The following is a 26,566-nucleotide window of genomic DNA, read 5'->3' on the forward strand; positions in this document are numbered from 1 at the left end:
AGCTCATCTTATTTCTCTTGCCTGAAAATAAAGAGGCTTTAGCAAAAAATATTGAGTTGTATAGTTATCTTATTTTATTTCTCGATACAGTTCACAAAAATAAAAATTTTAAGAACCAAAATAAAGGATAGCTCTCATCTATGATGAGCACTTTACTGAATGAGATATGAGAAAGGCACTTGTGTTCATACAAGTGCCTTTAGTTAAAGCGAGTATTAAATTATTTCAACGTAACACGTGCATTCCTAAACATTCTCATCCAAGCGCCGTCTTCTTGCCACTCTTCTGGATACCACGAGTTGCTGACAGCTCGGAATACACGCTCTGGGTGTGGCATCATAATCGCCACACGTCCGTCGGCGTTGCCGATAGCTGTGATGCCAAATGGGGAGCCGTTCGGGTTGGCTGGGTAGACTTCCGTTGGTTGCAGGTTGTTGTCGATGTATTGAACAATCACCAAATTCTGATTTTGCAGATTTTGGAGCTGATCTGCCCCCTTGAACTCCGCTTGTCCTTCGCCGTGGGAAACGGCAATCGGCATATGAGAGCCTGCCATTCCAGCGAACCAGTGGTTGTTGGTGTCGTTGATTTTCACCAAGCCTACACGGGCTTCAAAGCGTTCGGATTTGTTGCGAACGAAACGAGGCCAGTTTTCAGTGCCTGGGATAATTTCCGCTAAGTTAGAGACCATTTGGCAACCGTTACACACACCAAGGGCGAGAGTATTCGGGTTGGCGAAGAATTGGCTGAATTGATCACGCAACATTGGGTTGAATAGGATCGATTTCGCCCAGCCGCCGCCTGCACCTAATACGTCACCGTAAGAGAAGCCGCCACACGCCACTAAGGCATTGAAATCTTTCAAGTTTCTGCGACCTGACATTAAATCACTCATATGCACGTCAATGGCGTTGAAGCCTGCACGGTCGAAGGCTGCCGCCATTTCGTAATGGCTGTTTACGCCTTGTTCACGCAAGATAGCAACACTCGGTTTCACGCCTTTGTTGATGAACGGTGCGGCGATGTCTTCGTTGATGTCGTAAGTTAAATGAACCGATAAGCCTTTGTTATTTGGATCTTTTTTAGTTTCAAACTCTTGATCGGCACAGGCTGGGTTGTCACGCAAACGTTGGATTTGATGTGTGAGTTCTGCCCAAATACCACGCAATTCAGAGCGTTTTTCGCTGAGCAATTTGCGTGTGCCACGGCTGATTTCAAATAAATCGCCGTCCACCACAGAGCCAAGTTCTTTGGTTAAGCCGAGCAAGCCGTGAGCGTTTAAGATGTCACGCACTTGGTTGAAATCGCTGTCGGCAACTTGGATCACTGCACCCAATTCTTCGTTGAACAACACCGCTAAATCGTTGTCGCCCAAGGCACTGATGTCCACGTTCACGCCACAGTTTCCTGCAAACGCCATTTCCGCCAAGGTCGTGATTAAACCACCGTCTGAACGGTCGTGGTACGCCAACAATTTTCCTTGTGAAACAAGGGCTTGCATTGCGTTGAAGAAATTTTTCAACTGTTCAACGTTTACAACGTCTGCTGGTTTGTCGCCCAGTTGTTTGTAAACTTGAGCCAGTGCGGTTGCCCCCAAGCGATTTTTGCCTTCGCCTAAGTCGATAAGCAATAAGCGTGAGTGACCTTTGTCGGTGCGAAGTTGTGGGGTCACGGTTTTGCGAACATCTTCCACACGAGCAAAGGCTGAAATAATCAAGGAAAGCGGTGCGGTAACGGTTTTTTGTTCGCCATTTTCGTCCCAAGTGGTTTTCATTGACATTGAGTCTTTGCCCACTGGAATGGTGATACCTAAGGCTGGGCAGAGTTCTTCGCCCACGGCTTTCACCGCTTCGTACAAGCCTGCGTCTTCGCCTTCGTGACCGGCTGCGGACATCCAGTTGGCAGACAGTTTAATGCGTTTGATGTCGCCGATGTCGGTGGCGGCGATGTTGGTAATGGCTTCGGCAACAGCCAAGCGAGCAGATGCCCCGAAATCTAATAACGCAGTTGGGGTGCGTTCGCCCATTGACATCGCTTCGCCGTGGTAGCTGTCTAAACTTGCAGTGGTCACCGCACAGTCAGCCACAGGAATTTGCCACGGGCCGACCATTTGATCACGCGCCACCATTGCGGTTACCGAGCGGTCGCCAATGGTAATTAAGAAGGTTTTTTCTGCAACCGCTGGCAAGCGAAGCACACGGTGCAAGGCTTCTTTTAACTCAATGCCGTCTTGGGCAAGCGGTGGGTTTTGTACGGTTTTTGACACCGCATTGCGACTCATTTTCGGGGTTTTGCCGAGCAACACGTTCATCGGCAAGTCGATTGGGTTATTGTCGAAATGGCTGTCGTGCAAGGTTAAATGTTTCTCTTCGGTGGCTTCACCGATTACCGCAAACGGTGCGCGCTCACGCTCACAAAGTGCGGTGAATAATTCGAGTTTTTCAGGTGCAACCGCTAACACATAACGCTCTTGCGATTCGTTACACCAAATCTCAAGGGGGGACATTCCTTTTTCATCGCACAAAATCGAACGCAAATCGAACTTACCGCCACGGTCACCGTCGTGTACCAATTCAGGCATTGCGTTCGATAAACCGCCAGCCCCCACGTCGTGAATAAATAAAATTGGGTTCTCTTCGCCCAACTGCCAGCAACGGTCGATCACTTCTTGGCAACGGCGTTCCATTTCTGGGTTTTCACGTTGAACGGAGGCAAAATCCAAATCTTCTTTCGATTTGCCTGATGCCATTGACGATGCCGCACCGCCCCCCAAACCGATGTTCATCGCAGGGCCACCCAGCACGATCAACTTAGCTCCCACTGGAATTTCGCCTTTTTGCACGTGTTCGCCACGAATGTTACCGATACCGCCTGCCAACATAATCGGTTTGTGGTAACCACGGGTCTCGACGCCTGCAAAACTGTTTACTTTTTCTTCATAAGTACGGAAATAACCCAACAACGCAGGGCGACCAAATTCGTTATTAAACGCTGCACCGCCGAGAGGGCCTTCAATCATAATATCTAACGCCGAGGCAATACGGTTTGGCTTAGAAAGTGGATTTTCCCAAGGCTGTTCAAAGTTCGGAATCACCAAGTTCGACACGGAAAAGCCCGTTAAACCTGCTTTTGGTTTTGCCCCACGTCCTGTTGCCCCTTCGTCACGGATTTCACCGCCTGAACCCGTTGCCGCCCCAGGGAATGGCGAAATGGCAGTCGGGTGGTTGTGGGTTTCCACTTTCATTAAAATGTGGGCATCTTCTTGGTGATAGCGATATTGCCCGTCTTGGTCTGGGAAGAAACGCCCCACTTCAGACCCCACCATTACCGCTGCATTATCTTTATAAGCAGAAAGCACGTAATCAGGGGTTTTCTCGAAGGTGTTTTTGATCATTTTAAACAAGGATTTGTCCTGTTTTTCGCCATCAATCGTCCAGTCGGCGTTGAAAATTTTATGACGACAGTGTTCTGAGTTCGCTTGGGCGAACATATACAACTCAATATCGTGCGGATTGCGACCAAGTGCGGTGAAATTTTCCACCAAATAGTCGATTTCATCTTCCGCCAATGCCAAGCCTAACTCCACGTTTGCGACTTCTAACGCTTTACGACCGCCACCTAGTACGTCCACCACGGTAAATTCTTTCGGATCCTGTTGAGCGAATAATTTATCGGCTTGCTCCGCATTATCTAATACGGTTTCTAACATTCTGTCGTGCAATAAGCCTTTGAGTGTCGCTAATTGCTCAGCGGTTAATTCGGCAGAAAACTCAAAGTAATACGCCAAACCACGCTCAATGCGGTTCACTTCGTTCAAACCGCAGTTGTGGGCGATGTCTGTCGCTTTAGATGACCAAGAAGAAATGGTGCCAAGGCGTGGTGTGACTATTAAGCAAAAGCCCACTGGATCGTGTTCCGCAAGGGTTGGACCATAATGTAAAAGCTCTTTTAATTTGCTTTCTTGATCGGCTGAAAGAGCCGCGTTTAGGTCAATAAAATGCACATATTCGGCATAGACTGATTTAACAGGTAATTGATTTTGTTCGAATTTTTGTTGAAATTGAGATAAACGGAAGTCAGAAAGGGCAGGTGAGCCACGGAAAGTTTGTAACATTGAATTCTACCTTGTTTAATAAAAATAGGGAAAATGAATGCGCTTATTATAAAGGAAATCAGCAGAAAACGAAAACGTTTGCGTAGCAAATTCAATGCAAAAAAAGTGCGGTATTTTTCACCGCACTTTTTATATTAAGACAAGACTTCAATTACGCCTTTTCGCCAAATTTATTTCCGACTAAAAAGGCGATTAATCCCCATACTAATGAAGGTACAATTTCATGGAATTTGCTAAATAATTTAACTGTTTGTACCAAATAATTGAGCGGTTGCGCTAAGGTATTTAAATCAACGCCTTTCATTTGTACAAGGAAAATATAGCAGCCTAAACCAACGAGCATTGAGCTGATTGCACCATAAGCATTGGCTTTATCCCAATAAATACCCAACACAATGACCCAAAGGAAAGCCGCTTCTAAACCACCAAAAGCAAATAGATTAAGCCAAATGATCATATCCGGTGGATTCAATGCTGCCCAAATTAAAAGTACAGTAATAATCAGGGTAATTAAGGATGAAAATAGACTAATTTTCTTTTGGTTATCTGCCATTTCTGGTTTGACTGACAAGTACAAATCTTTCACAAAAATAGAGGAAGATTGAATGAGCTGCGCATCGATAGTCGACATAATCGCTGACATTGGTGCAGCTAAGAAAATCCCTGCAACAATTGGCGGTAGCACTTGTAACATTAAGGTTGGAATGACCTGATCTGGTACCGTTAAGGTTGGTAAAATGGCGCGACCTAAAGCACCAGATAAATGCATGCCAAGCATAACAACTGTTAAAATAACCGTACCGATTAACATACCTCTATGCAGCGCTTTGGTATCTTTGAATGCCATGCAACGTACTGCGGTGTGCGGCAAACCAACTACGCCAAAACAAACCAACACCCAGAAAGATGCCATAAATTGAAAACCTAACATATCATTAGGACCGTACGGACTCACTAAGTGCGGATCAATTTCTGTGAGTTTTTGCACCGCACTTTCAACACCGCCAGCCGCATAAATAACGCCACCTAGTAGGATTACCGTACCAATCATCATAACAGTTCCTTGGATGGTATCTGTCAAGACCACTGCTCTGAAGCCTCCGATGAAGGTGTAAATTCCTACGGTTACTGCAAAAATTAATAAGGCTTTGGTATAAGAAATGCCAATGGTGGTTTCTAATAAACGCGCGCCACCAATAAATTGTGTCATCATGGCGGCAAAAAAGGCGATTAATAATGCGATACTGGCGATCCAAACCAAATATTTATTTTTGTAACGATGTAACAATAAATCATTGATAGTTAAAGCTTTACTTTCACGAGAAAGCAAGGCGAATTTTTTACCTAACGCCCCTAATGCTAACCAAACTGCTGGCACTTGGATCATGGCTAACAATACCCAGCCTAATCCAAATTTATAAGCAGCACCAGGACCGCCCACAAAAGAGCTAGCACTAGCATAGGTTGCTGCCGTTGTCATTGCTAGCACAAACCCCGTCATTGAGCGATTACCTACATAGTATTCAGTGAGGAAATCACCTTTTTGACGTTTAGTGTAGGCATAAAAAGCAGCACCAAAAACAAAGACTAAATAAATAACTAAGGGAACTAAAATACCAAGGTTCATGTTACAACTCCTACTTTGTATTCAAATCAATATCCTGAAAAACAATTTTTATAAGCCAATAAGCCACCACGATAAAAAGGATTGGCAAATAAATACAAGATAGTTCAAACCAAAGTGGGAAACCGAGTGGACCCACGCTGTCTTTTGGTAAATAAGCGCAGATCGCCCAGCCGAGCATATATAGAATGGTAAGTCCCAAAGCCCAGCGCGCTTCTTTCGTCGCTTGTTTATAGCGTTGTTGTAAGTTCATATAAGCCTCCGAGTAAAGTTATAAAAAAAGTGGATTATAATCATCCACTTTAAATTTTGATTTTTGGCTATTAACTGATACCCAATTTTTTCTCTAAATAATGGATATTGGTTCCGCCTTTTTGGAAATTTTCGTCTTCCAAGATCAGATTATGCAATGGTATGTTGGTCTTAATGCCATCAATAATCGTCTCAGATAATGCATTTTGCATACGACGAATAGCCCCTTCACGATTGTCAGCATAGGTAATTAATTTCGCAATCATAGAATCATAATGTGGAGGTACTGTATAGCCCGCGTAAACATGGGAATCCCAACGAACACCTAACCCACCCGGAGAATGTAAATGACTCACTTTTCCAGGAGAAGGTAAGAAAGTTTTAGGATCTTCTGCGTTAATACGACATTCAATAGCATGACCTTTCACTTTAATATCTTCTTGTTTAATTGAAAGCGGTAAACCCGCTGCAATACGTAACTGCTCTTTTACTAAGTCAACACCTGTAATCATTTCTGTGATTGGGTGTTCAACTTGAATACGTGTATTCATTTCAATAAAGTAGAATTCACCATTTTCATAGAGGAATTCAAATGTACCCGCGCCACGATAACCAATTTCTACACAGGCTTTGGCACAGCGTTCACCGATATCACGACGCACTTCTTCAGTAATTCCCGGTGCAGGCGCTTCCTCGACAACTTTTTGGTGACGACGTTGCATAGAACAATCACGCTCTGCTAGATAAACTGCATTACCATGCGTATCCGCTAATACTTGGATCTCCACATGACGTGGATTCTCCAAATATTTTTCCATATACACCATATCATTATTAAAAGCAGCTTTTGCTTCGGCTTTTGTCATCGCAATGCTATCTTCTAAAGTCTCAACATTACGCACAACACGCATACCACGACCACCGCCGCCGCCTGAAGCTTTAATTAATACAGGGAAACCGATGCGTTTTGCGATTTCTTTATTTTTCGCCATATCTGAGCCCAATGGACCATCAGAACCTGGTACACAGGGTACTCCCGCTTTCTTCATTGCATGGATTGCTGAAACTTTATCACCCATTAAACGAATAACATCAGCAGTAGGCCCAATAAAGATAAAACCTGAACGTTCAACTTGCTCCGCAAAATCTGCATTTTCAGATAAAAAGCCATAACCAGGATGAATAGCATCAGCACCAGTTACTTCTGCAGCTGCAATAATAGCAGGGATGTTTAAATAACTTTTTGCGGAAGGTGCAGGACCAATACAAATGGTTTCATCCGCTAATAAAACGTGTTTCAATTCACGATCTGCGGTGGAATGTACGGCAACGGTTTTAATGCCAAGCTCTTTACAAGCGCGTAAAATACGCAATGCAATTTCGCCTCGGTTAGCAATAACCACTTTTTCTAACATAAGATTATTCCAATTTTTTGCAATTTAATAAGATAGAAAGAGTGGGGAAAATTCCCCACTACAAAATAGAAACAAATTATTCGATGATAATTAATGGTTCATCAAACTCTACCGCATTACCATCGTTGATTAAAATTGCTTTAACAACGCCAGCTTTATCTGCTTCAATGCGGTTCATCATTTTCATTGCTTCAACAATACAAAGGGCATCGCCTACTTTAACGGATTGGCCAACTTCAACGAACGCTTTTGCATCAGGGCTTGGACTACGGTAGAACGTACCAACCATTGGCGAACGAATCACATGTCCCGATAAATCATCAGCTGCTGGCGCAGGAGCAGCAGGCGCAGCTGCTGGTGTTGCAACTGGAGCAGCAACTTGAACTGGCGCAGGTGCTGCTGGAATATTATATTGAACAGAACTAGGTGCTGCAGAACCACGACTAATGCGAACAGACTCTTCTCCTTCAGAAATTTCTAATTCCATAATGCCTGATTCTTCAACTAATTCGATAAGTTTTTTAATTTTACGAATATCCATTGCCATAATTTGGTTTTCCTAAATAGTAAAGATGAGATCACACTTTATTAGACGACAAATTTACACAAAAGTGCGGTTAAAAAAATGGATTTTTTAAGTTTGCACAAGATTACCCGAAAAACAGTGTTTTGGCGATAATTTTATGCAAAATTGATACAAATTTATGCTTTTTCGTCTATTTAGCTAAATATTGTTGTGCAAAATCTAACGCATATTCATAGCCTTTTGCACCAAAACCACAAATTACCCCTTCAGCAACATCACTAAAATACGAATGGTGACGAAATGGCTCACGTTTATGCACATTAGACAAATGCACTTCAACAAAGGGAATCGCCACAGCAAGCAAAGCATCGCGCAAAGCGACACTCGTATGTGTGAATGCTCCGGGATTGATAATAATAAAATCAACTTGTTGAAAACTTTGATGAATTTTATCAATTAATTTTTCTTCGCTATTGGATTGGAAACAAGTTAACTTTATCCCTTTTTGGCTTGCAAGTGCGGTTAAATTTTTCTCAATTTCTGCTAAGGTCAAACTGCCATAATGCTTAGGCTCACGAGCGCCAAGCATATTGAGATTTGGACCATTCAAAAGCAATATTTTCATAGGCTATCCTTTTGGCTCGCTATTATGCGGTATTTTAAATTTATGGGTGGTCTAACCATTAACGAATTTGCTGAATAAATTCAGAATCTAACTCCGCAATTGGCAATGAGGAACCTTGCCAAGCACGAACAACCTGATAATCCATCAAATCTAAGGTATCCAAACCTGGCACCGTATTCGGCGTATATTGTTGAGCAATACGCGCTAATTGTGTCAGTCCAAAACTACTTTCAATAGAAGAACTAATCACCGCCTTCAAACCAAGTTGATGGGCTTGCTGAATTAAATCCACACATTTTTCTAATGAGCCCACTAGTGTTGGCTTAATGACAATTGCTGCTAAATGCGGTTGTTGCTGAACTTGAAAACCCGCATCTCTAACAGTTTCATCCCAAGCAATTGCAATTTCGGTTTCTTGTGCAAACTGCAAGCTTTGTTCTGGTGTTTTGCAAGGTTCTTCTAAAAATTGAATTCGAGCGCGATGTTCTGGTTTCACATATTTAGCAAACATAGCTGCTTTTTCAAGCGACCAACTACGGTTTGCGTCAAGACGTAACTGCAAATCAGGAATGGCTTCTAATAGCATATCAGCAATCAGGCCATCACGATTAGCTTCGTACATGCCTACTTTAATTTTGGCCACTTTTTCGCCTTGCATTTGGCTTAAAGGCTCATAAAGTTCATCAGGATCGCCATAACACAAGGGCGCAACTTGATAATTACCTTGTTCTCCAAGTAATCCTTTCATTTCAGCAAAAGCACAACTTAAACCAAAAGCAACAGATGGATAAAGCCCATCTAAACTGAGCTTTTTATTTTGCGCGCGTGTCACATCCCATTGTTGTAGCCACGCTATTGCTTGTTCTTTCGCTTGTTCTAGGGTTTCTTGACTAAACTCAGGTAAAGGGGCAATTTCGCCCCAACCTTCAGATTCACCACAACGAATTTGCACCAAAAGACCTTCTCGTTTTTTCAAAAAACGATTACGCAAAATCAATTGGCTATCGACAGGAATACTATATTGATATAAATGAAAGGTTCTTATTGTCATCGCTATTTTTCACATTGTTGGGTGATTTCATTATAGCTGCCACCATAATCTAAACAGGTATCTTTGGCATCAAAAATAAAAAAGACAGCGGCACATAAAATTAATGTGATGAGCAGTAAAACCATCAGAAAACCCATAAATCCCTTTTTCCAAGATATCATCACAATGTCCTTATAGAAATGAAAAGTGCGGTGAAAACTTTTATGATTTTAACCGCACTTTAATTGATTAATTAAGGGTTACGCTTAAATTTGCTGAAGTCTGGTGCGCGTTTTTCGTTGAACGCATTGCGACCTTCCTGCCCTTCCTCTGTCATATAGAACAACATGGTCGCGTTACCTGCAAGTTCTTGCAAACCCGCTTGGCCATCACAATCCGCATTTAACGCTGCTTTCAAACAACGTAATGCAATTGGACTGTTGCGTAACATTTCACGACACCAACGTACCGTTTCTTTTTCTAAATCTGCATAAGGCACAACTGTATTCACTAAGCCCATTTCTAATGCTTCTTTAGCATCATATTGGCGACATAGGAACCAAATTTCGCGCGCTTTTTTCTGACCAACAATACGAGCCATGTAGCTTGCGCCCCAGCCACCATCAAATGAGCCTACTTTTGGACCTGTTTGACCAAAAATCGCATTTTCTGCCGCAATGGTTAAGTCACATAACATATGAAGAACATGACCACCACCAATCGCATAACCTGCCACCATTGCCACTACAGGTTTTGGACAGCTGCGAATATCACGTTGGAAATCCAATACATTTAAGTGATGAACACCGCTTTCATCTTTATAGCCACCGTAATCACCGCGCACTTTTTGGTCACCACCTGAACAGAAGGCTTTTTCACCTTGTCCTGTTAGCACGATCACGCCGATTTTTTCATCAAAACGCGCATCTGAAAAAGCTTGGATCATTTCTTTTACCGTTTGTGGACGGAAGGCATTTCTCACTTCTGGACGGTTAATGGTAATTTTAGCAATGCCGTCAGCAGATTTATGGTAAAGAATATCCGTATAGCCTGCGCTATGATCTGCCCATTCAACTGGGGCATAAAGTACATCATCTTTTGGATTTTGCATGATAAATTCCTTCAAATAAGCAAAAAGTGCGGTCATTATAACGAAAGTTTTTGCGCTTTCCCACTTTTAAACACAAATCTGCGCCAATAGTTCGGCAAATGACTCAGGGTTTTCATTATGCGCATTATGCCCTGCGTTAGCGATTTGGTAAAAATTCAGTGCGGATTGCTTTGCCATTGCGGTAAATTTTTTATCTTTTTCGCCCACGACATAATCAATCGGCACTTTATTCTGTGCAAGCAACGGGCGGAAATCAGGTTGTTTTGCTAAAGAAGTGGCCAGCAACATTTTAGCCACACTTTCCCCACTATTTAACGAACGTTGAGCAATGATCTCAGCTGTTTGTTGTTGTGAAAGATGAGAGAATACCGGCTGGCGATACCAATCTTGCAACACATTTTCAATATCTTCATTAGCAAAACGCTGCGCCCATTGTAAATCATTCTGCCAACGCTGTTGTCGTTCTTGCTCGGTTTGCAATCCTAAATTGGCTCCTTCTAAAATCAGGCGTTGTAGCTTGCCTTTGCGCACATGTTGCGATAATGCATAGTGCAAAGCCAAACGCCCACCCAGCGAATAGCCAATCAAAATATAGGGATTATCATTAGTAATTTCTGCTATTTTTTGCGACAGATATTGCGTCGTCTGCGAAAAATCCTCTACTGAAAGCGCTTTATTTTCGCCATGAAAAGGTAAATCAATCGCCACACAATTAAAGTGCGGTAATTTTTCCATGACTTTTAGCCAATCATTTTTTGTACCTAGCAAGCCATGTAAAAAAATCAAAATAGGCATATACACTCCATAAAAAAACCACGCCTATCATAGCGTGGTTTAAGGTAAAAATTAATGATTATTTCACCGCACTTTGACGATGTTCTGCCTCGTCAGCATCTAATTCGCCATTGCGTAAACGAGCGAAATAATCGCGCGTTTCATTAAGAATAATGTGACGTAATCCCACTAAGGCAACGAGATTTGGGAAAGCCATTAAACCATTCACAATATCCGCTAAAATCCAAATTAAATCTAATTTTAAGAAAGATCCACAAGCGACAAGCAGAATGAAAATGCTACGGTATAATTTAATGCCACGAATATCAAAGAGGTAAACAAAACAACGCTCGCCATAATAGCACCAACCTAAAATGGTGGTAAACGCGAAAAATAATAACCCAACGGTAACAATGGTTGCCCCTAAGCTAGTGCCTAAACCTTGCGAAAATGCTAAGTTTGTTGCGGCAGCACCCGTTTCTGGACCGCTCCAAACGCCTGTAATCACAAGCACTAATCCCGTCATAGAACAAACGATAATAGTATCTAGGAACGTCCCCGTCATTGAGATTAAACCTTGGCGAACAGGCTCTTTCGTTTGTGCAGCAGCCGCTGCGATTGGCGCTGAACCCAAACCTGATTCATTAGAGAAAATGCCTCGAGCGACACCTGATTGAATGGCTTTCATCACACCAATCCCCAAAGCACCACCTAATGCGGCTTGCGGATCAAAAGCACTATGCACAATCAACACCACCGCGGCAGGCACTTTGTCGAAATTTAATAATAAAATAATGGCAGAAGTAAGCACATATAACACAGCCATGAAAGGCACAATAAATGTGGACACCGTCGCAATACGTTTTACACCACCCAATACAATCGCTGCTACTAAAATGGTGACCACTGCTGCAGAAATCATTACTGGCACATTGAATGTATCGTGCATAGCTTGCGTAATAGCGTTAATTTGTGGAAAGGTACCAATACCAAAGAAAGCCACTAAAATACCAAAGATAGCAAATAATTTGGCTAGCCATTTAATGCCTAAACCTCGCTCGATATAGTACATTGGCCCACCAGCCATAAAGCCGTTTTTATCGCGAACGCGGTATTTGACCGCAAGCAAGCCTTCAGCATATTTGGTCGCCATTCCTAATAACGCAACAAGCCACATCCAGAACATCGCTCCAGGACCGCCTGCTTGAATAGCTGTCGCCACCCCAACAATATTCCCCGTACCAATGGTTGCGGAAAGTGCGGTACAAAGTGCTGCAAAAGCTGATACATCGCCCATTTGACCATTGCTTTGTTCACGTTTGAACATATAGCGTAACGCCAAAGGCAAATGCGCAAATTGAATAAATCCAAGACGAATAGTTAAATATAATCCAGTTCCCGATAACAAAATAAGAAGTGGCGGGCCCCAAATAAACGAATCGATTGATGATAAAATTGCCGTTAATGACATATTGATTCCTCGTAATACATAAAATTTACAAGGAGGCGAAAAGAGTTACGGAAAAAAGAAAAATACGCCAAAAGCGTAAACCGAATATGCTCCCTGCCCCTGTCCTTTTGCCTGAGCGTTTGAAGCGAATTTCTCGCTCTTTCGCCTTCGGCGTCCAATTACATGATGTATTGGATCTCTCCAAGGGTTCGTCCACTAGCAGTCCTCGCAGATTAGCTCTGCACCTGAAAGATTTTACCTCGTCGGTATGGAGTCAATTCCCCATTCTCCAACTAGCTTCAACCGAACTTGACTTTTTATAATAAAATACAGATAAAAAGTGCGGTCAATTTTAACAAAGTTTTATGAAAATTCAACCGCACTTTTTAATATATTACATGCCACTACGTTGCCATTTTCTTTCAATATAGCTACAACTTGGAATAAGTTTGAGATTATGCTGTTTAATTAACTCAACTAGGGCTTGATACAGTTTATCCGCCACGCCTTGACCTCTCAGAGTTTCAGAAACATAGGTATGATTGGCATTAATGGTATTTTCATCCACAAAAAAGTAGGTTAATTTGGCAATTTTATTACCTGTTTCATCCAAAATAAAAAATTCACCTTGATGTTCATCTTGTTGATGTTGAATATTCATGATGTTAACGGCTCCAATCTTCTGCTAATAAAGGATCCTGTGCAAAATCGGCAGTTTCACAAGGAATGGCTTTTTCTTCAGCTGCCCATTCGCCTAGATCAATTAATTTACAGCGTTCACAACAAAAAGGACGAAATGGACTTTCTGGCGACCAAACCACTGTTTTTTGGCAAGTTGGGCAAGCAACACTAAAAATTTCACTCATATTTTTTCTCACTCAGCATTAAATAAGTGCGGTGCAATTTTAACACTTTTTCACGCAGTTCAACTAAATTTTGACTAAAATCTTGATCATTATTAATAACATCATCCGCAGCAGCTAAACGTTGCTCTCGACTCACTTGGTTATTCATAATCTGTTGAATTAATTCAATTTTATTACTATCACGCTGACTAGCACGTAATAATTGAGTTTTTGGTAAAACATCCACCACCAAAATGCGATCACAAAGTGTGGTGAGGTTGTTTTCAATAAGTAAGGGAACGACAAATAAAGTGTAAGGTGCAGTTTGTTTATGAAGTTGCGCTAACATTCTTTCGCGAATGGCTGGATGGAGCAAAGCGTCTAACCAAGCTTTCTCTTCTTTTTGATTAAACACTTTTTCTCGTAAGGCTGCTCGATTTAATTCTCCGCTTTCATTCAATATCTGCTTGCCAAAATGTTCGGCGATTTTTTCAAGTAATGGCGAACCTTTTTCAACCACTTCACGCGCGACAAGATCCGCATCAACAATAGGCACGCCTAATTCGGCAAATAAATTGGCAACTGTGCTTTTACCACTGCCAATTCCACCAGTTAAACCGACAACATAAGTCATAATTTATCTTCATTCTATGGGTTATGGCGTTATGCTAGCACGTTTAACATAAAAGTCGAAATATGTCCGATAATTAAAAAAGGGCCAAATGGCAACATTTTAGGTTTGTTCTTATACTGAAAGGAAGTAAAAATTAGCGCACTTAAACAAGCTAAAAAAATCATTAAGGGCAAACGTTGCCAAGGATGAAAACTGGCTAATGCGCCTACTAGCCAATAATCGCCACGCCCCAACGCTTCTTGCCGGTAATAATATTTTGCTAATTGAAAAATCAACCAAAAGACAATAAAACCGCAGCAAGCACTTTGTAAACTTTGTGGCAAGGAAAGAGAAGAAAGTTGGAAATAGGCGCTTGCAACACCACAAGCGCAGAGTAGCTGACAACATTCCATTGGAATCAGTTGATAATGCCAGTCGATTTTCGCAATAACTAATAATAATCCACTAACCAAAAGCCAATAAAATAATAGTGTGGGATCAGCAATGAGATAACAACAAAGCAGCGTATAAAATGCGCCAGCAACAAAATAATAAGAAAAATGACCGCACTTTATAGGCTGCAAACTGGATTGAAGCTGCGCAAAGTGCGGTGCATTTTGAGGGAAAATTTCACAGAAATTGTGATAAACCTGTTGCTCAAGATTTTTTGAAAAATGCAATAAATAGAAACGAATAGCAACCGCTCCAATACCTGACAAAATAGCCCCAAGCACCCAAATCATTGAATCACTGCTCCCATATTAAAAATTGGCATATACATCCCAAGCATAATTAAGCCAATTAATCCACCGATAATAACCATTAACATTGGCTCAAGCATTTGGGAAAGTAAGTCAATTTTATGCTCTAGCTGTTGCTGATAAGTTTCTTCAATGTATTTGAGCATTTGTGTCAGTTGCCCAGATTGTTCGCCAACTTGCAACATTTGTTGAGCTTGTACAGGAAATAAAGTCGCGCCCACTGCAACAGAAAAAGGATAACCTTGCGTAAGCCAATGTAGCATTTGCTGAACTTCTTGAATTAATACGGGATCGCCTTGTTGCTTCGTTTTCTTTTGCCAACTTTTCTTTTGCGGAATAAAGGATTGCAATGCCTGATTTAAAGGAACCCCAGAATACAACATGACATGTAATCCACGACTAAAATTCACTAATCTTGCTAAAAACACTACATTTCCTAATACAGGCATACGCTGGCTTAATTTAATTTTTTGTTTATAGAGCCATGGAGAAGAATTCATCAGATATTTCAAGCCAATGAAAAAAATGAATACGCAGAAAAACATAAAAATAAAATAATGGCGTAAAATATCAGAAGCAGTTAATAAAACTTGAGTAAAAAATGGCAATTCTGCTTGATTATTGGCATACATTTCGGCAAATTGTGGTACCACGAAAATCAATAGCAACACTGTTAACGACAAAGAAACGACTAGCACCATAGCGGGATAAAGCATAATTTTTTGTAGCTTTTGTTGTAACTCAATGCTCTTTTGACGATTTGCCGCGATCTGTGCCATCACATCAACTAGTTTCCCACTCAACTCACCCACATAAATCAATTGTCTTTCCTGAAAAGACAAAAATTGCGGGTAATGCTCCGTAGCCTGAGACAAAGACAACCCTGCTTCTATGCTTTGTAATAAATTCCTTATCCATTGATTTAATTGTAAATTATGACAATTCTCTAATAATATTAATAAACTATTCTTTAATGGAAGTGAGGATTTGAGCAAAATAGAAAGCTGTAATAACAACTCATAGATTTCCTTAGAACGAGGCCTGGTTGACAATTGCCAATTCTGTTGAATTTTAAGTTGTTTTATTCCTTTTTGTAGCAATTGTTGTCTAACAATATGTTCATTTTCACCAATTAAAATGCCTTTTTGAGCTTGTTGGAATGAATTAACACCTTTCCAGCGATACATTTTCAATGTCATTATTCCTCCCGCCCCAATACACGTTCCACTTCTTCTAAATCTGTTATCCCCTGCCGCACTTTTTCTAAACCCGCTTGGTGTAAGGTTTGAAAGTCCAATTCATAATGCCAAGTTTCATCCTGTTTTATTGGACGTAAGAATTGATATAAACCAATCCGTCCCCGATAACCTTGATAACAATCACAAAAACTCTCGTTTTTTGCACCGCACTTAGTGCAACATTTCCGCACTAAACGTTGAGCTATCACTAATAATAAGGAATGATCAATTTCATGTTGCTTGATGCCTAATTGCAATAAACGTGAAATTGCAGAAGGCGCATCATTGGTATGTAGAGTTGAAAGCACCAAATGTCCTGTTTGTGCTGCGCGTAGTGCCATTTCGGCACTCTCTTCATCACGAATTTCGCCGAGCATAATAATATCGGGATCTTGTCGTAAAAATGTTCTTAATAAACGACTGAAGTCTAAGCCAATATGAGGATTAATTTGCGTTTGAATAATGCCGGACAATTCAATTTCGATAGGATCTTCTGCGGTCATAATGTGCTTTTCAGGGCGATTTAAATAAGAAAGTGCGGTGTAAAGTGAGATACTTTTTCCACTCCCCGTTGGACCTGTAACCAGAATTAATCCTTGCGGTTGATTAAGGGCATTTTCAAAATGATGCAGTTGTCGCTCATTCATACCCAACTCGGCAAAAGAAAATTGTACGGGCTTATTTTGTTGCACACGCAATACCGCTTTTTCGCCCAAAGGTGTGGGTAAGGTTGAAAGACGAAGATCTAATAGATCCGAAAAAGTGGTCTTAAAATGAAATCGCCCATCTTGAGGCAAACGCGTTTCGCTAATATCCAATTTAGCTAAGAGTTTCAAACGAGAAACTACCCGATTAGCAAAGCGAGAGGAAATTGATGGCTGTACTTGTAACACACCATCAATGCGAAAACGCACTTGCAAGCATTGTGGCTGAGGTTCAAAGTGAATATCAGAGGCTTTTAAAACTAATGCTTGTTCAAAAATATTATCAAGCAATTGAATAATGGGCTCATCACTTTTTTGGGCAATATCCGTATCCTGTGTATTCTCCGTATGTGGCAACCTTGAATACATAAAGGCATTTTCTTCAATTTGATTCGCTTGTGGAGATAATTGCTGCAATAAGGATTTCAACGCTTCCGTTTGCAACAATATGGGCTCAATCACTTTTCCAGTTAAAAAAGAGAAGGTTTCACAGGCTGCCAAATTGTTGAGATTATCAATACCTAGCCATAACTGCTGCTCATTTTCTTGCAAAGGACAAGCTAAATAACGCAGTAATAAGGCTTGCTGCTGTTGATTTTGCAACCATAAGTGCGGTGGAATTTCAAAGACTTTTCCATCAACAGCAACCACTGAGTAGTTCTGCTCTGACATCATAATTACTTACTAGCACTACAAAAACCCGCAGGGAATAAATCCGCATTTGTTCCACAAGCCGCTGCCCAAGTTACCCCCGTTTTCGCAGTGCCTGATGCAGTTAAGGTATAACTTACGCCATCTAATGCACCAGCACCCTGTACGGTAATTACACCAGAAGCCACATTAACTGACTTCACATATTTACCCGTTTGGCTAGTGATATTTCCTTGAATCCCATTTTGACCTGCCGTACAATCAGTAACAGCACCAAGATTATAAACACAAAGTTCCACATCGGAACGATAAGGTGCGGACGCTTGCAGTAATTCTGATACAGCAGCCTTTTTGGTATAATTTTGATAAGACGGAATGGCAATGGTTGCTAAAATAGCAATGATGGCAATCACAATCATCAGTTCAATTAAAGTGAAACCTTTTTGAACAACAATAGATAAAGAAGTGCGGTTAAATTTCATCCTATTTTCCTCAAGTAGTAAAAACTGTGATTACTTTGTGGGAAGAAACTTATAGCGTCAAAAATATGCATTTATTTTTGGAATTAACATCACAAAACACAGATTTTTTATGACAAAATCATCAACCCAAAAACCTTCTGGATGGCTCGAGCAGGCTCGAATATGCCCTTCACCTCATTATGATCAGCGCCCTGATGTGCAAGATATATCGCTATTAGTAATTCACTACATTAGCTTGCCGCCCGAACAGTTTGGACAACATTTTATTGATGATTTTTTCTTAGGAAAATTAGATCCTAATGCGCACCCTTATTTCCAAGAGATTCAACACCTTCGTGTTTCCGCCCATTGTTTAATCAATCGAAATGGCGAAATTACACAATATGTTAATTTCAATGATCGTGCTTGGCATGCGGGTTTATCTTGCTTTCAAGGACGCGAAAAATGCAATGATTTTTCTATTGGCATTGAATTAGAAGGCAGTAATAATAAACCTTTTACCCTATTACAATATGAAACTTTAGCCAAAGTAACAGATCAAATTAGGGCTGAATATCCTGCCATCACTTTAGCCAATATTGTTGGACATTCAGATATATCACCAGGCAGGAAAATCGATCCCGGTCAATATTTTGACTGGCATTATTATTTTAGTTTAATGAAGAAGGATTAAGATATGGCAATAAAAAACGTTATTTTTGATATGGATGGCGTTCTCATTGATAGTGAGCCTTTTTGGGCTGCTGCTCAAATAGAAAGTTTAGCGCAATATGGCGTCAGCATCACTGAGCCGGATTGTGAAAAATACACCAGAGGAACAAGAATAGAAGAATTGGTGCAAATTTGGATCGATATGTTCCAAATTGATGTTGATAATGCGATATTAAAACAGCAAATTTTAGAAAATGTTTGCACTAAGATCAGTCAGCAAGGCCAAGCTATGCCAGGCTTATTTGAGTTGCTCGATTTTCTAAAAACTCAGCAAATTTCAACCGCACTAGCAACCTCTTCCAATAGACAAGTGATTAAAGCGGTATTTGATCGATTAAATCTCTGGGATTATTTCCCAATTCAATGCTCTGCTGCTGATGAAGAATTAGCTAAACCGCATCCAGCGGTTTATTTAAGTGCGATCAAAGCCTTAAAAGCGACTCCTAAAGAATGTATTATTATCGAGGATAGTGTAACGGGATTAATCGCCGCCAAAGCAGCAAATGTGAGAACCTTTATTGTAAATGAAAAATATAGCAATGAAAGATTTGCTATCGCCGACGAAAGAATGGCCTCATTACATCAAGCCTTAGAAAAAATTAAAAGTGAATAATGAAAAATACCCTGAATCATCAGGGTATTTTTATGATTTGTTTTACCAGAATTTCCACCAAGATTTTGTTGCTTCTGGTGCCTCAATAATGGCATTGTTGACTTCTTGTTTTTCTACATCTGGCAGCGGTTTATCTAAATCCGTACTAGTCACAATTCCATTGTTATCAAAATTAACAATGAAAGTATGTTGTACAGGATCTTCGTACGCATGTTGTTGTAAATACACATAGTACCAAGTTTGTCTGCTAAAAGGATCAATTAATACAGGCGTACCTAATAAATATTGTACTTGCTGATGATTCATACCTGGTTGTACTTTTTGTACGCTAGCGGCTTCCAAATAGTTACCCTGAGGCACATCAATACGATAAACAATTTTGTTCACACTAGAACAAGCTGACACACTTAACGCAAGTGCGATTACTGCCATAACAGGTTTTAATTGCATTTTTCTACCTTTCTATTCTGTCGAAACTGTTGTGATAATACCTAAAGTTGAACAAATTTCCAAATTAATTCTGATTTTTTGTATTACGCTGTAATTGGTCACGTAAATTTGCAGGTAACCCTTTAATGATCAAACTGTCAGAATTTTCATCCCATATAATACGCTGATTCAACAATTCTGCATCAAAACTAATGGTTACCCCTTTTCCAGAACCGGAAAATTTCGTCAAGGATTTTAATGTTGTGCTAACGGGAGGAATACTGTCTTCCAACGCATAATCTTGTTGTTGCACAAAATCAATAAAAGGACTTTCGTTTAGAGTAGGTAATTCGGCAGAAAGTTCCGTCAAGGCTATCTCTTCACCTTGATTAATTTGCCCTTTGCAATATTCAAACACTTGCTTTTTCACTGCTTGGGTTTGAACTTGATCTAATTCGCCTTGATCACAATAATCACTCACCGCTTGCAATAAACATTGATTCTGTACTCGAGGGTTTAACCCTTCTTCAGCACCTAAGAAATCCATAAAGAAATCACCAATTTTGCGTCCTACTCTGCCCTTAATAAAAGTCAAATAGCGATTTGAGTTTGCGTTAAGTTGTAATTCCGTCAAATTGATACGCGCAGCAATGTCAAATTGATTAATATTCAAATACTGGGTACGTTGAATCTCTAATTTTTCATCCACTAACATGCTGGCACGATTATCCAATAACGAAATAAACAAATAATCTGTCGCCAGAAAATTATATTTACACAAAACAAATGTGCCACTGTCGGCAAAAGGATATTTGCCTAACTCTGTTGCCAATAACTTCGCTGAATCATAACTAAACGGCAAAAATTCTGTTTCATTTTCTAATAGACGATTCAAATTCTGAGCAAAAAGGGAATGCTCTTGAAATATGCCATAGCCTTTGGCTTTTGTTTGATAAGCTTGATGTAATTCCAACATCAATTGTTCCACATCATTGCTAATTTCTAGCAAATTTTCACGCAACAATGTGCTTAATCGCACGTTATTTTCTTCATCTGTTTGTTTAATTAATTGGTGTAATACAACTTGATTAACAGTAATGCTCATTTTTTCTACACATCTATTTTCAAAAATTTAAAATCTGGTTAATTATAACCGCACTTTAAGTAAAAATGTGGTAGTATTCAAAAATTAAATACAAAACTATTCTCATCTATGGCTAGCAATTCAAAATATCAAGATAAACAAATTGATGTCATTTCTAACGACATCATCGCCGTTTTAGAAAAACATCAAGCATCAACCGAACTTTCGCTGATTGTTTTAGGAAATATGGTGTCAAATTTACTGATCAGCAGTGTTGGCAAGAGTCAACAAATCGCTTTAGCTCAAGCATTTTCGGATGCGTTAATGGATTCAGTGGAAAAATAAGACTGCATTATGTTTTGGATTAAAAATGGCAGACAATATCGAGAACAGACCTCGCAAAAAATTTCGTGGGGGCATTGGTTTGCTTTTTTTAATATTCTATGGGCAATCATCATTGGCTCTCGATACGCTTTCTTAATTGATTGGCCTCATACTCTATTAGGCAGATCCTATTTCTTCGTCAGCCTACTTGGCCATTTCAGTTTCATCTGTTTTGCTGCCTATTTACTATTAATTTTCCCACTGAGTTTTATCATTAAAAATGAACGCACTTTTCGTGGCGTAACTGTGATTATTGCAACTATTGGTAGCACCTTATTATTAGTCGATACAGAAGTTTTCTCCCGCTTTAATTTACATCTCTCCAGTGTCGTATGGAATTTGTTAGTGAATCCAGAAAATGGTGAGTTATCAAGAGATTGGCAAATTTTCTTTGCTCCAATGCCGTTGATGCTATTGGCACAAATGCTGTTTTCACGCTGGTCTTGGTATAAATTACGTAGCCTAGAGCGCCAAAAATGGTTACGCCCAGTAGGGATTTTGTTTACTTGTTTATTTGTGGCAACCCACTTAGTTTATGCATGGGCGGATGCTTATATTTATCGTCCTATCACTATGCAAAAATCAAATTTTCCGTTGTCCTATCCAATGACGGCGCGCACCTTCTTAGAAAAACATGGATTATTGGATAAAGAAGAATATGCTAATAAATTAAATCAAGAAGGACGTCCTGAAACCCCGATTATTAATTATCCGAAACAATCGCTTAGCTATATGAAAATGGATAATTTAACCAATATTTTCATTATTACCGTATCAGGTTTACGTCAAGATGCTGTTCAAACAGAAACAATGCCATTGCTCAGCCAATTTGCTCAGCAATCTACACAATTTACTAACCATTACACAACGGGAAATACAACTAAAGCCGCAATTACTGGCTTATTCTATGGGTTAAATGCAAATTACAGCGATAGCTTATTAAATAATAAGAAAACCTCTGTTCTCATTGATAAATTACGCCAAGAAAGCTACCAATTTGGTTTATTCTCTGCCAATAATTTTAAAGAAAGTATTTTTAAGCAGGCATTATTCAAGCCATTCAAGCTTAATAAACAAACGTTAGGCAATGAAAGTGCGGTGCAAAAATGGCAAGTTTGGTTTAAGCAAAAGCCAACTCATCAACCTTGGTTCAGTTACCTAAACTTAGATGCAACAGAAAACCTAGTAGAGAAGAATTCATCATCTGATGAAGAAAAAAACATTTATTTACAAAAAGTTACCAAGTTAGACAAATTATTAAAGGATGTTATCAATACACTAACTGAAACAAATAGCCTAGACAATACATTATTTATTATCACAGGCGAACAAGGCTATTCCTTTGATATCAAGGATAAGGAATTAGAGAATTATTTTGCGCCTGAAATGGTAAAAGTGCCGATGATCATTCATTGGAAAGACCTCAAGCCTCAGGTTGAAAATAGATTGACCAGCCATGCTGATGTTATACCAACTTTAATGAGTCAGCTATTTGGCATTCAAAATGCGGAAACTGATTATAGCCAAGGGCATAATCTGCTCTCACAAGAACGAGCGACAGAATGGGTATTGGCCTCCAACCACCGTTGGAATGTAATCATTACACCAAATGGAACCCAGTATCATATTGATAACAAAGGGAATTATCAAAAATATGATCACAGTTATCAGAAAATATCTTCTGAGCGTCCACCATTAGGGCTATTCCTTGATGTATTCAAACAAAATTCTAGTTTTATCGAAAAATAAAATACCGAGTATAAACTCGGTATTTTTCGATTAGAATTTTATATCATGACCATAACTTTCTAAAATTTGCTTAATATGTTCTAAGCTTTCTCTAGTTGGTGGTGCCACATCTTCTAGCTCATAATCTAAACCTAAGGTTTTCCATTTATGTGCACCTAAACGATGATAAGGTAATAATTCCACTTTTTCGATATTCGTCATACCTTCAATAAATTTGCCTAACAAATGAATATCTTCATCCGCGTCAGTATGACCTGGAACAACAACATAGCGAATCCACGTGCGTTGATTACGTTTATGTAAATATTTAGCAAATTCAAGTGTACGCTTATTAGGTACCCCAATTAAATTCTGATGGATTTTGTCATTTAATTGTTTTAAATCCAACAACACTAAATCTGTGACATCTAATAATTCATCAATAACTGGCGTATAAGCACGCACAAAACCATTGGTATCTAAACAAGTATTAATACCTTCCGCTTTACAAGATCTGAACCAATCACGCACAAATTCAGCTTGCAAAATCGCTTCTCCACCCGACGCTGTTACACCGCCACCAGTCGCGTTCATAAAATGCTTGTAAGTCACCACTTCTTTCATTAATTCATCAACACTGATTTCTCGACCACCATCAAGATCCCAAGTATCGCGGTTATGGCAATATTTACAACGCATTAAACAGCCTTGCATAAATAGGATAAAACGAATCCCTGGACCATCAACGGTACCGCAGGACTCAAATGAGTGAATACGCCCTAAAACAGACATAATATTTCCTCTATCAATAACTAAAAATTTGAGTAAATTTTAACAAAGATTTATTCATATTTCAGTAAAAATCATCTATAACTGTATAAATGACAATGTTTATCCACTTTTTTATTGCAACTTTCAACAGTCTGTATATAATTTCATATACAAACTGTACAGAAAAACAAATAAAAAAGAGGAATACCGATGAAAGTATTGAGTAAGAGCTTAACCGCTCGTCAACAGCAAGTATATGATTTTCTTAAACATCATATTGAAACCGCAGGCGTTCCCCCGACTCGAGCTGAAATTTCCCAAGAATTAGGATTTCGTTCTCCTAATGCCGCGGAAGAACATTTAAAAGCCCTTGCGCGTAAAGGGGCAATTGAGATGGTGCCTGGTATGTCTCGAGGTATTCGCTTATTATTATCCTCACCAGAACAAGAAGAGGAATATGAAGGTTTACCACTTATTGGTCGCGTTGCTGCGGGTGAACCAATTTTGGCAGAGCAACATATTGAAGGCACCTATAAAGTGGATCCTGAAATGTTTAAACCACAGGCTGATTTCTTATTAAAAGTTGATGGCCAATCAATGAAAGATATTGGTATTCTGGATGGCGATTTACTTGCGGTACACAGCACCAAAGATGTGCGTAATGGACAAGTCATTGTGGCAAGAATTGAAGATGAGGTTACCGTAAAACGTTTAGAACGCAAAGGCGATATTGTTTATCTCCATGCAGAGAATGAAGAGTTTGAACCTATCGTTGTGAATTTACGTGAAGAAGTATTTGAAGTTGAAGGCATTGCAGTAGGTATTATCCGCAACAATGCTTGGATGTAAAAATAACAAAAAAGTGCGGTATTTTCCACCGCACTTTTTTATTCAACACGAATCAAGAATTGGTACCAATCATTGCATCTCGAATTTGTTCGAGTAAATATTTATACAAATTGCTCCCATCATTTGGACTGACTTTTATCTCAATAACCGTCGTTTCTTTACGAGAATAGGCTTGTTTTAGTACCGAACTAAGATCCGCCCATGTATAAGGTCTCGCATATTTCAAATCAAACATGGCTGCTGCCTGTGAAAATTCTGCTTGATGAGGTAATCGATAGAAAGCATTTTTCACTTGGTTATCGACTGGTAGCATATCAAAAATCGCCCCGCCATTATTATTAATCACAAAAATAATGGTTGGTTGAGAGACTTTCTTAAATAATGCCAACGAATTAATATCATAAAGCGCAGATAAATCCCCTAATAAAATCGCCATAGGTTGATTTGAACCAATACCCACGCCAGCAGCCGTAGCTAACAGTCCATCAATGCCACTAGCACCACGATTGGTATAAACAGGATAATTATTGGTTAATTTGGCTAAAGCATCCACCAAACGAACAAATAAGCTATTGCCTAAGAATAACGTACAATTCTTCGGTAAAATACGATCGATATGATGTGCCAATGAGGCTTCATTCAATCCGCCACCAACCGCTTGCTCAATAAATCCTGCGCAAAAATTAGATAATGCTAAAGGCTCAACCAACCAAGCTTTCTGGCGTAATGGCGGATGGGCACGTAACCAATGATGTGGTTTTACATGATAACGAGTCTGTTGATGATGTTCAGGATCTAAACGTTGATCGCTTTCATCCACAACCCAATATTCGCCTTTAAAACTCGCCAAAAATTGATTAATGCGTTTGCTCACGAAACGCGTGCCAAATTGGATGACGATATCTGCTTGTAATAATTTATCGCGTACGATTTTATTCGCCAACCAAATATCAGCATAAGGCAGACTTGGTTCCACATTTGATTGAATATCAGTAATCAGCACCCAGCCTAACGTATCCGCCCATTGTTTCATCCCCATAGCTTGTCGCTGTGTTAGCTGTCCAACCACAACAATCCCACGCTTAGTGCGCCAATCATCCCAATGTTCATGCGTCATCACTTCATGTTGCGCATTTTGATGATTTGCCCAAGTGCTCGTTTTAGAAAGCCAACGTTGCACAGGCGCGAGCCAAGGATGGCGATCTATTTCCTCTACTTGAGCATCATACAAAGGCTCAGCGAAAGGCACATTAATATGAACAACACCCGGTTTTTGATTTTGTTGGAAACAAACTTGATCCAAACTCGACACCAACCATTTCACTGGGTATTCTTGGCTAGGACGCGGCAAGTTCAAGGTTGCCACAGGATAATGAGAGAACATATTTTCCTGTAAAATCGCTTGATTTGCACCGCACTCTAATAATTCAATTGGACGATCTGCCGTTAATATCATTAGTTTCACACCGGTTTGGCGCGCTTCAATAATCGCTGGATACAAATTCGCTGCTGCGGTACCAGACGTAACAATAACCGCCACTGGCGATGAAGTGGATTTCGCTAAACCCAATGCAAAAAAGCCTAAACCACGTTCATCAAAATGCGTATGGCAATGCGCTTTCCCTTGTTCTTGTAAACGCACTGCTTCTAAAGTTAAAGGCGTTGAACGAGAACCCGGCGCAATACAAATATGCTCTACACCGAAACGTATCAGGCTTTCCAAAATCACTTTTGACCAACAACGGTTGAAGGTACTTACTGATGACATATTGCTCTCCAATT

27 protein-coding genes and 1 riboswitch are annotated in these 26,566 nt (G+C 40.0%); of the genes, 5 read left to right on the forward strand and 22 right to left on the reverse strand.

Going from position 1 to position 26,566, the window contains the following annotated elements; all coding sequences use genetic code 11:
• Window positions 1-220: 220 nt before the first annotated feature.
• The 18 genes from purL to ppdD form a co-directional block, all read right to left on the reverse strand.
• On the reverse strand, window positions 221-4,114 hold the full coding sequence (purL, locus tag ACUXZ4_RS09310; RefSeq protein WP_464972921.1) for a phosphoribosylformylglycinamidine synthase: 3,894 nt from the start codon (window positions 4,112-4,114) through the stop codon (window positions 221-223).
• A 151-nt stretch (window positions 4,115-4,265) separates the two neighbouring features.
• Window positions 4,266-5,741 carry a sodium/pantothenate symporter gene (panF, locus tag ACUXZ4_RS09315; RefSeq protein WP_464972922.1) on the reverse strand — a complete coding sequence of 492 codons (1,476 nt, stop codon included), beginning with the start codon at window positions 5,739-5,741 and terminating at the stop codon, window positions 4,266-4,268.
• Between the two features lie 10 nt (window positions 5,742-5,751).
• Window positions 5,752-5,991 carry a YhdT family protein gene (locus ACUXZ4_RS09320; RefSeq protein WP_464972923.1) on the reverse strand — a complete coding sequence of 80 codons (240 nt, stop codon included), beginning with the start codon at window positions 5,989-5,991 and terminating at the stop codon, window positions 5,752-5,754.
• Between the two features lie 70 nt (window positions 5,992-6,061).
• Window positions 6,062-7,405 carry an acetyl-CoA carboxylase biotin carboxylase subunit gene (accC, locus tag ACUXZ4_RS09325; RefSeq protein WP_464972924.1) on the reverse strand — a complete coding sequence of 448 codons (1,344 nt, stop codon included), beginning with the start codon at window positions 7,403-7,405 and terminating at the stop codon, window positions 6,062-6,064.
• 76 nt (window positions 7,406-7,481) lie between these two features.
• Window positions 7,482-7,946 (reverse strand): acetyl-CoA carboxylase biotin carboxyl carrier protein, encoded by a 465-nt coding sequence (gene accB, locus ACUXZ4_RS09330; RefSeq protein WP_464974029.1) that lies wholly within the window; start codon window positions 7,944-7,946, stop codon window positions 7,482-7,484.
• 175 nt (window positions 7,947-8,121) lie between these two features.
• Window positions 8,122-8,556: a type II 3-dehydroquinate dehydratase gene (aroQ, locus tag ACUXZ4_RS09335; protein ID WP_464972925.1), complete on the reverse strand. Its 435-nt coding sequence runs from the start codon at window positions 8,554-8,556 to the stop codon at window positions 8,122-8,124.
• Between the two features lie 58 nt (window positions 8,557-8,614).
• Window positions 8,615-9,607 (reverse strand): o-succinylbenzoate synthase, encoded by a 993-nt coding sequence (menC, locus tag ACUXZ4_RS09340; protein WP_464972926.1) that lies wholly within the window; start codon window positions 9,605-9,607, stop codon window positions 8,615-8,617.
• A gap of 2 nt (window positions 9,608-9,609) precedes the next feature.
• The gene (locus tag ACUXZ4_RS09345) at window positions 9,610-9,768 is read right to left on the reverse strand and encodes a hypothetical protein (protein ID WP_464972927.1); all 159 of its coding nucleotides are present in this window, start codon (window positions 9,766-9,768) and stop codon (window positions 9,610-9,612) included.
• 71 nt (window positions 9,769-9,839) lie between these two features.
• On the reverse strand, window positions 9,840-10,697 hold the full coding sequence (menB, locus tag ACUXZ4_RS09350; RefSeq protein WP_464972928.1) for a 1,4-dihydroxy-2-naphthoyl-CoA synthase: 858 nt from the start codon (window positions 10,695-10,697) through the stop codon (window positions 9,840-9,842).
• A gap of 66 nt (window positions 10,698-10,763) precedes the next feature.
• The gene (menH, locus tag ACUXZ4_RS09355; protein WP_464972929.1) at window positions 10,764-11,492 is read right to left on the reverse strand and encodes a 2-succinyl-6-hydroxy-2,4-cyclohexadiene-1-carboxylate synthase; all 729 of its coding nucleotides are present in this window, start codon (window positions 11,490-11,492) and stop codon (window positions 10,764-10,766) included.
• A gap of 58 nt (window positions 11,493-11,550) precedes the next feature.
• Window positions 11,551-12,942 carry an alanine/glycine:cation symporter family protein gene (locus ACUXZ4_RS09360; RefSeq protein WP_464972930.1) on the reverse strand — a complete coding sequence of 464 codons (1,392 nt, stop codon included), beginning with the start codon at window positions 12,940-12,942 and terminating at the stop codon, window positions 11,551-11,553.
• A gap of 89 nt (window positions 12,943-13,031) precedes the next feature.
• A riboswitch (glycine riboswitch) is annotated at window positions 13,032-13,136 on the reverse strand.
• A 179-nt stretch (window positions 13,137-13,315) separates the two neighbouring features.
• Window positions 13,316-13,582, reverse strand: a complete 267-nt coding sequence (locus tag ACUXZ4_RS09365) for a GNAT family N-acetyltransferase (RefSeq protein WP_464972931.1) — start codon at window positions 13,580-13,582, stop codon at window positions 13,316-13,318.
• A gap of 4 nt (window positions 13,583-13,586) precedes the next feature.
• Entirely contained in the window at window positions 13,587-13,787 is a 201-nt protein-coding gene (yacG, locus tag ACUXZ4_RS09370) for a DNA gyrase inhibitor YacG (RefSeq protein ID WP_464972932.1), read from the reverse strand.
• Entirely contained in the window at window positions 13,780-14,400 is a 621-nt protein-coding gene (gene coaE / locus ACUXZ4_RS09375) for a dephospho-CoA kinase (protein ID WP_464972933.1), read from the reverse strand. The genes yacG and coaE overlap by 8 nt, the downstream gene beginning before the upstream one ends.
• Before the next feature lie 29 nt (window positions 14,401-14,429).
• Window positions 14,430-15,122, reverse strand: a complete 693-nt coding sequence (locus tag ACUXZ4_RS09380) for a prepilin peptidase (protein WP_464972934.1) — start codon at window positions 15,120-15,122, stop codon at window positions 14,430-14,432.
• Complete coding sequence (locus ACUXZ4_RS09385; RefSeq protein ID WP_464972935.1) at window positions 15,119-16,339, reverse strand: type II secretion system F family protein; 1,221 nt, start codon at window positions 16,337-16,339, stop codon at window positions 15,119-15,121. The genes ACUXZ4_RS09380 and ACUXZ4_RS09385 overlap by 4 nt, the downstream gene beginning before the upstream one ends.
• Window positions 16,339-17,757 carry a GspE/PulE family protein gene (locus tag ACUXZ4_RS09390; protein WP_464972936.1) on the reverse strand — a complete coding sequence of 473 codons (1,419 nt, stop codon included), beginning with the start codon at window positions 17,755-17,757 and terminating at the stop codon, window positions 16,339-16,341. Before ACUXZ4_RS09390 ends, ACUXZ4_RS09385 begins: the two co-directional genes overlap by 1 nt.
• A gap of 2 nt (window positions 17,758-17,759) precedes the next feature.
• Entirely contained in the window at window positions 17,760-18,215 is a 456-nt protein-coding gene (gene ppdD / locus ACUXZ4_RS09395) for a prepilin peptidase-dependent pilin (protein WP_464972937.1), read from the reverse strand.
• A gap of 109 nt (window positions 18,216-18,324) precedes the next feature.
• On the opposite strand from ppdD, the gene ampD reads away from it, so the two are divergent.
• Both ampD and hxpB read left to right on the forward strand, forming a co-directional pair.
• Complete coding sequence (ampD, locus tag ACUXZ4_RS09400) at window positions 18,325-18,888, forward strand: 1,6-anhydro-N-acetylmuramyl-L-alanine amidase AmpD (RefSeq protein WP_464972938.1); 564 nt, start codon at window positions 18,325-18,327, stop codon at window positions 18,886-18,888.
• A gap of 3 nt (window positions 18,889-18,891) precedes the next feature.
• Window positions 18,892-19,539: a hexitol phosphatase HxpB gene (gene hxpB, locus ACUXZ4_RS09405; protein WP_464972939.1), complete on the forward strand. Its 648-nt coding sequence runs from the start codon at window positions 18,892-18,894 to the stop codon at window positions 19,537-19,539.
• A gap of 42 nt (window positions 19,540-19,581) precedes the next feature.
• Here the strand turns inward: hxpB and bamE are convergent, their stop codons facing one another.
• Together bamE and yejK are read right to left on the reverse strand one after the other, a co-directional pair.
• Window positions 19,582-19,989 (reverse strand): outer membrane protein assembly factor BamE, encoded by a 408-nt coding sequence (bamE, locus tag ACUXZ4_RS09410; RefSeq protein WP_464972940.1) that lies wholly within the window; start codon window positions 19,987-19,989, stop codon window positions 19,582-19,584.
• A gap of 64 nt (window positions 19,990-20,053) precedes the next feature.
• Window positions 20,054-21,073: a nucleoid-associated protein YejK gene (gene yejK / locus ACUXZ4_RS09415; protein WP_464972941.1), complete on the reverse strand. Its 1,020-nt coding sequence runs from the start codon at window positions 21,071-21,073 to the stop codon at window positions 20,054-20,056.
• A gap of 108 nt (window positions 21,074-21,181) precedes the next feature.
• Between yejK and ACUXZ4_RS09420 the strand changes: the two genes are divergently transcribed.
• Together ACUXZ4_RS09420 and ACUXZ4_RS09425 are read left to right on the forward strand one after the other, a co-directional pair.
• A complete protein-coding gene (locus tag ACUXZ4_RS09420; protein ID WP_464972942.1) occupies window positions 21,182-21,397 on the forward strand; it encodes a DUF1414 domain-containing protein in 216 nt (71 codons plus the stop codon).
• Window positions 21,398-21,406: 9 nt separating this feature from the next.
• The gene (locus tag ACUXZ4_RS09425) at window positions 21,407-23,185 is read left to right on the forward strand and encodes a DUF3413 domain-containing protein (protein ID WP_464972943.1); all 1,779 of its coding nucleotides are present in this window, start codon (window positions 21,407-21,409) and stop codon (window positions 23,183-23,185) included.
• 30 nt (window positions 23,186-23,215) lie between these two features.
• Here ACUXZ4_RS09425 and pflA read toward each other — a convergent pair whose 3' ends face one another.
• The gene (pflA, locus tag ACUXZ4_RS09430; protein ID WP_464972944.1) at window positions 23,216-23,956 is read right to left on the reverse strand and encodes a pyruvate formate lyase 1-activating protein; all 741 of its coding nucleotides are present in this window, start codon (window positions 23,954-23,956) and stop codon (window positions 23,216-23,218) included.
• 189 nt (window positions 23,957-24,145) lie between these two features.
• Here pflA and lexA point away from each other — a divergent pair, with 189 nt between their 5' ends.
• A complete protein-coding gene (gene lexA / locus ACUXZ4_RS09435; RefSeq protein WP_464972945.1) occupies window positions 24,146-24,784 on the forward strand; it encodes a transcriptional repressor LexA in 639 nt (212 codons plus the stop codon).
• Between the two features lie 52 nt (window positions 24,785-24,836).
• On the opposite strand, the gene menD is transcribed toward lexA, so the two are convergent.
• Window positions 24,837-26,552, reverse strand: a complete 1,716-nt coding sequence (gene menD, locus ACUXZ4_RS09440) for a 2-succinyl-5-enolpyruvyl-6-hydroxy-3-cyclohexene-1-carboxylic-acid synthase (protein WP_464972946.1) — start codon at window positions 26,550-26,552, stop codon at window positions 24,837-24,839.
• Between the last annotated feature and the right edge of the window lie 14 nt (window positions 26,553-26,566).

The organism is Reella acinonychis (assembly GCF_052828705.1).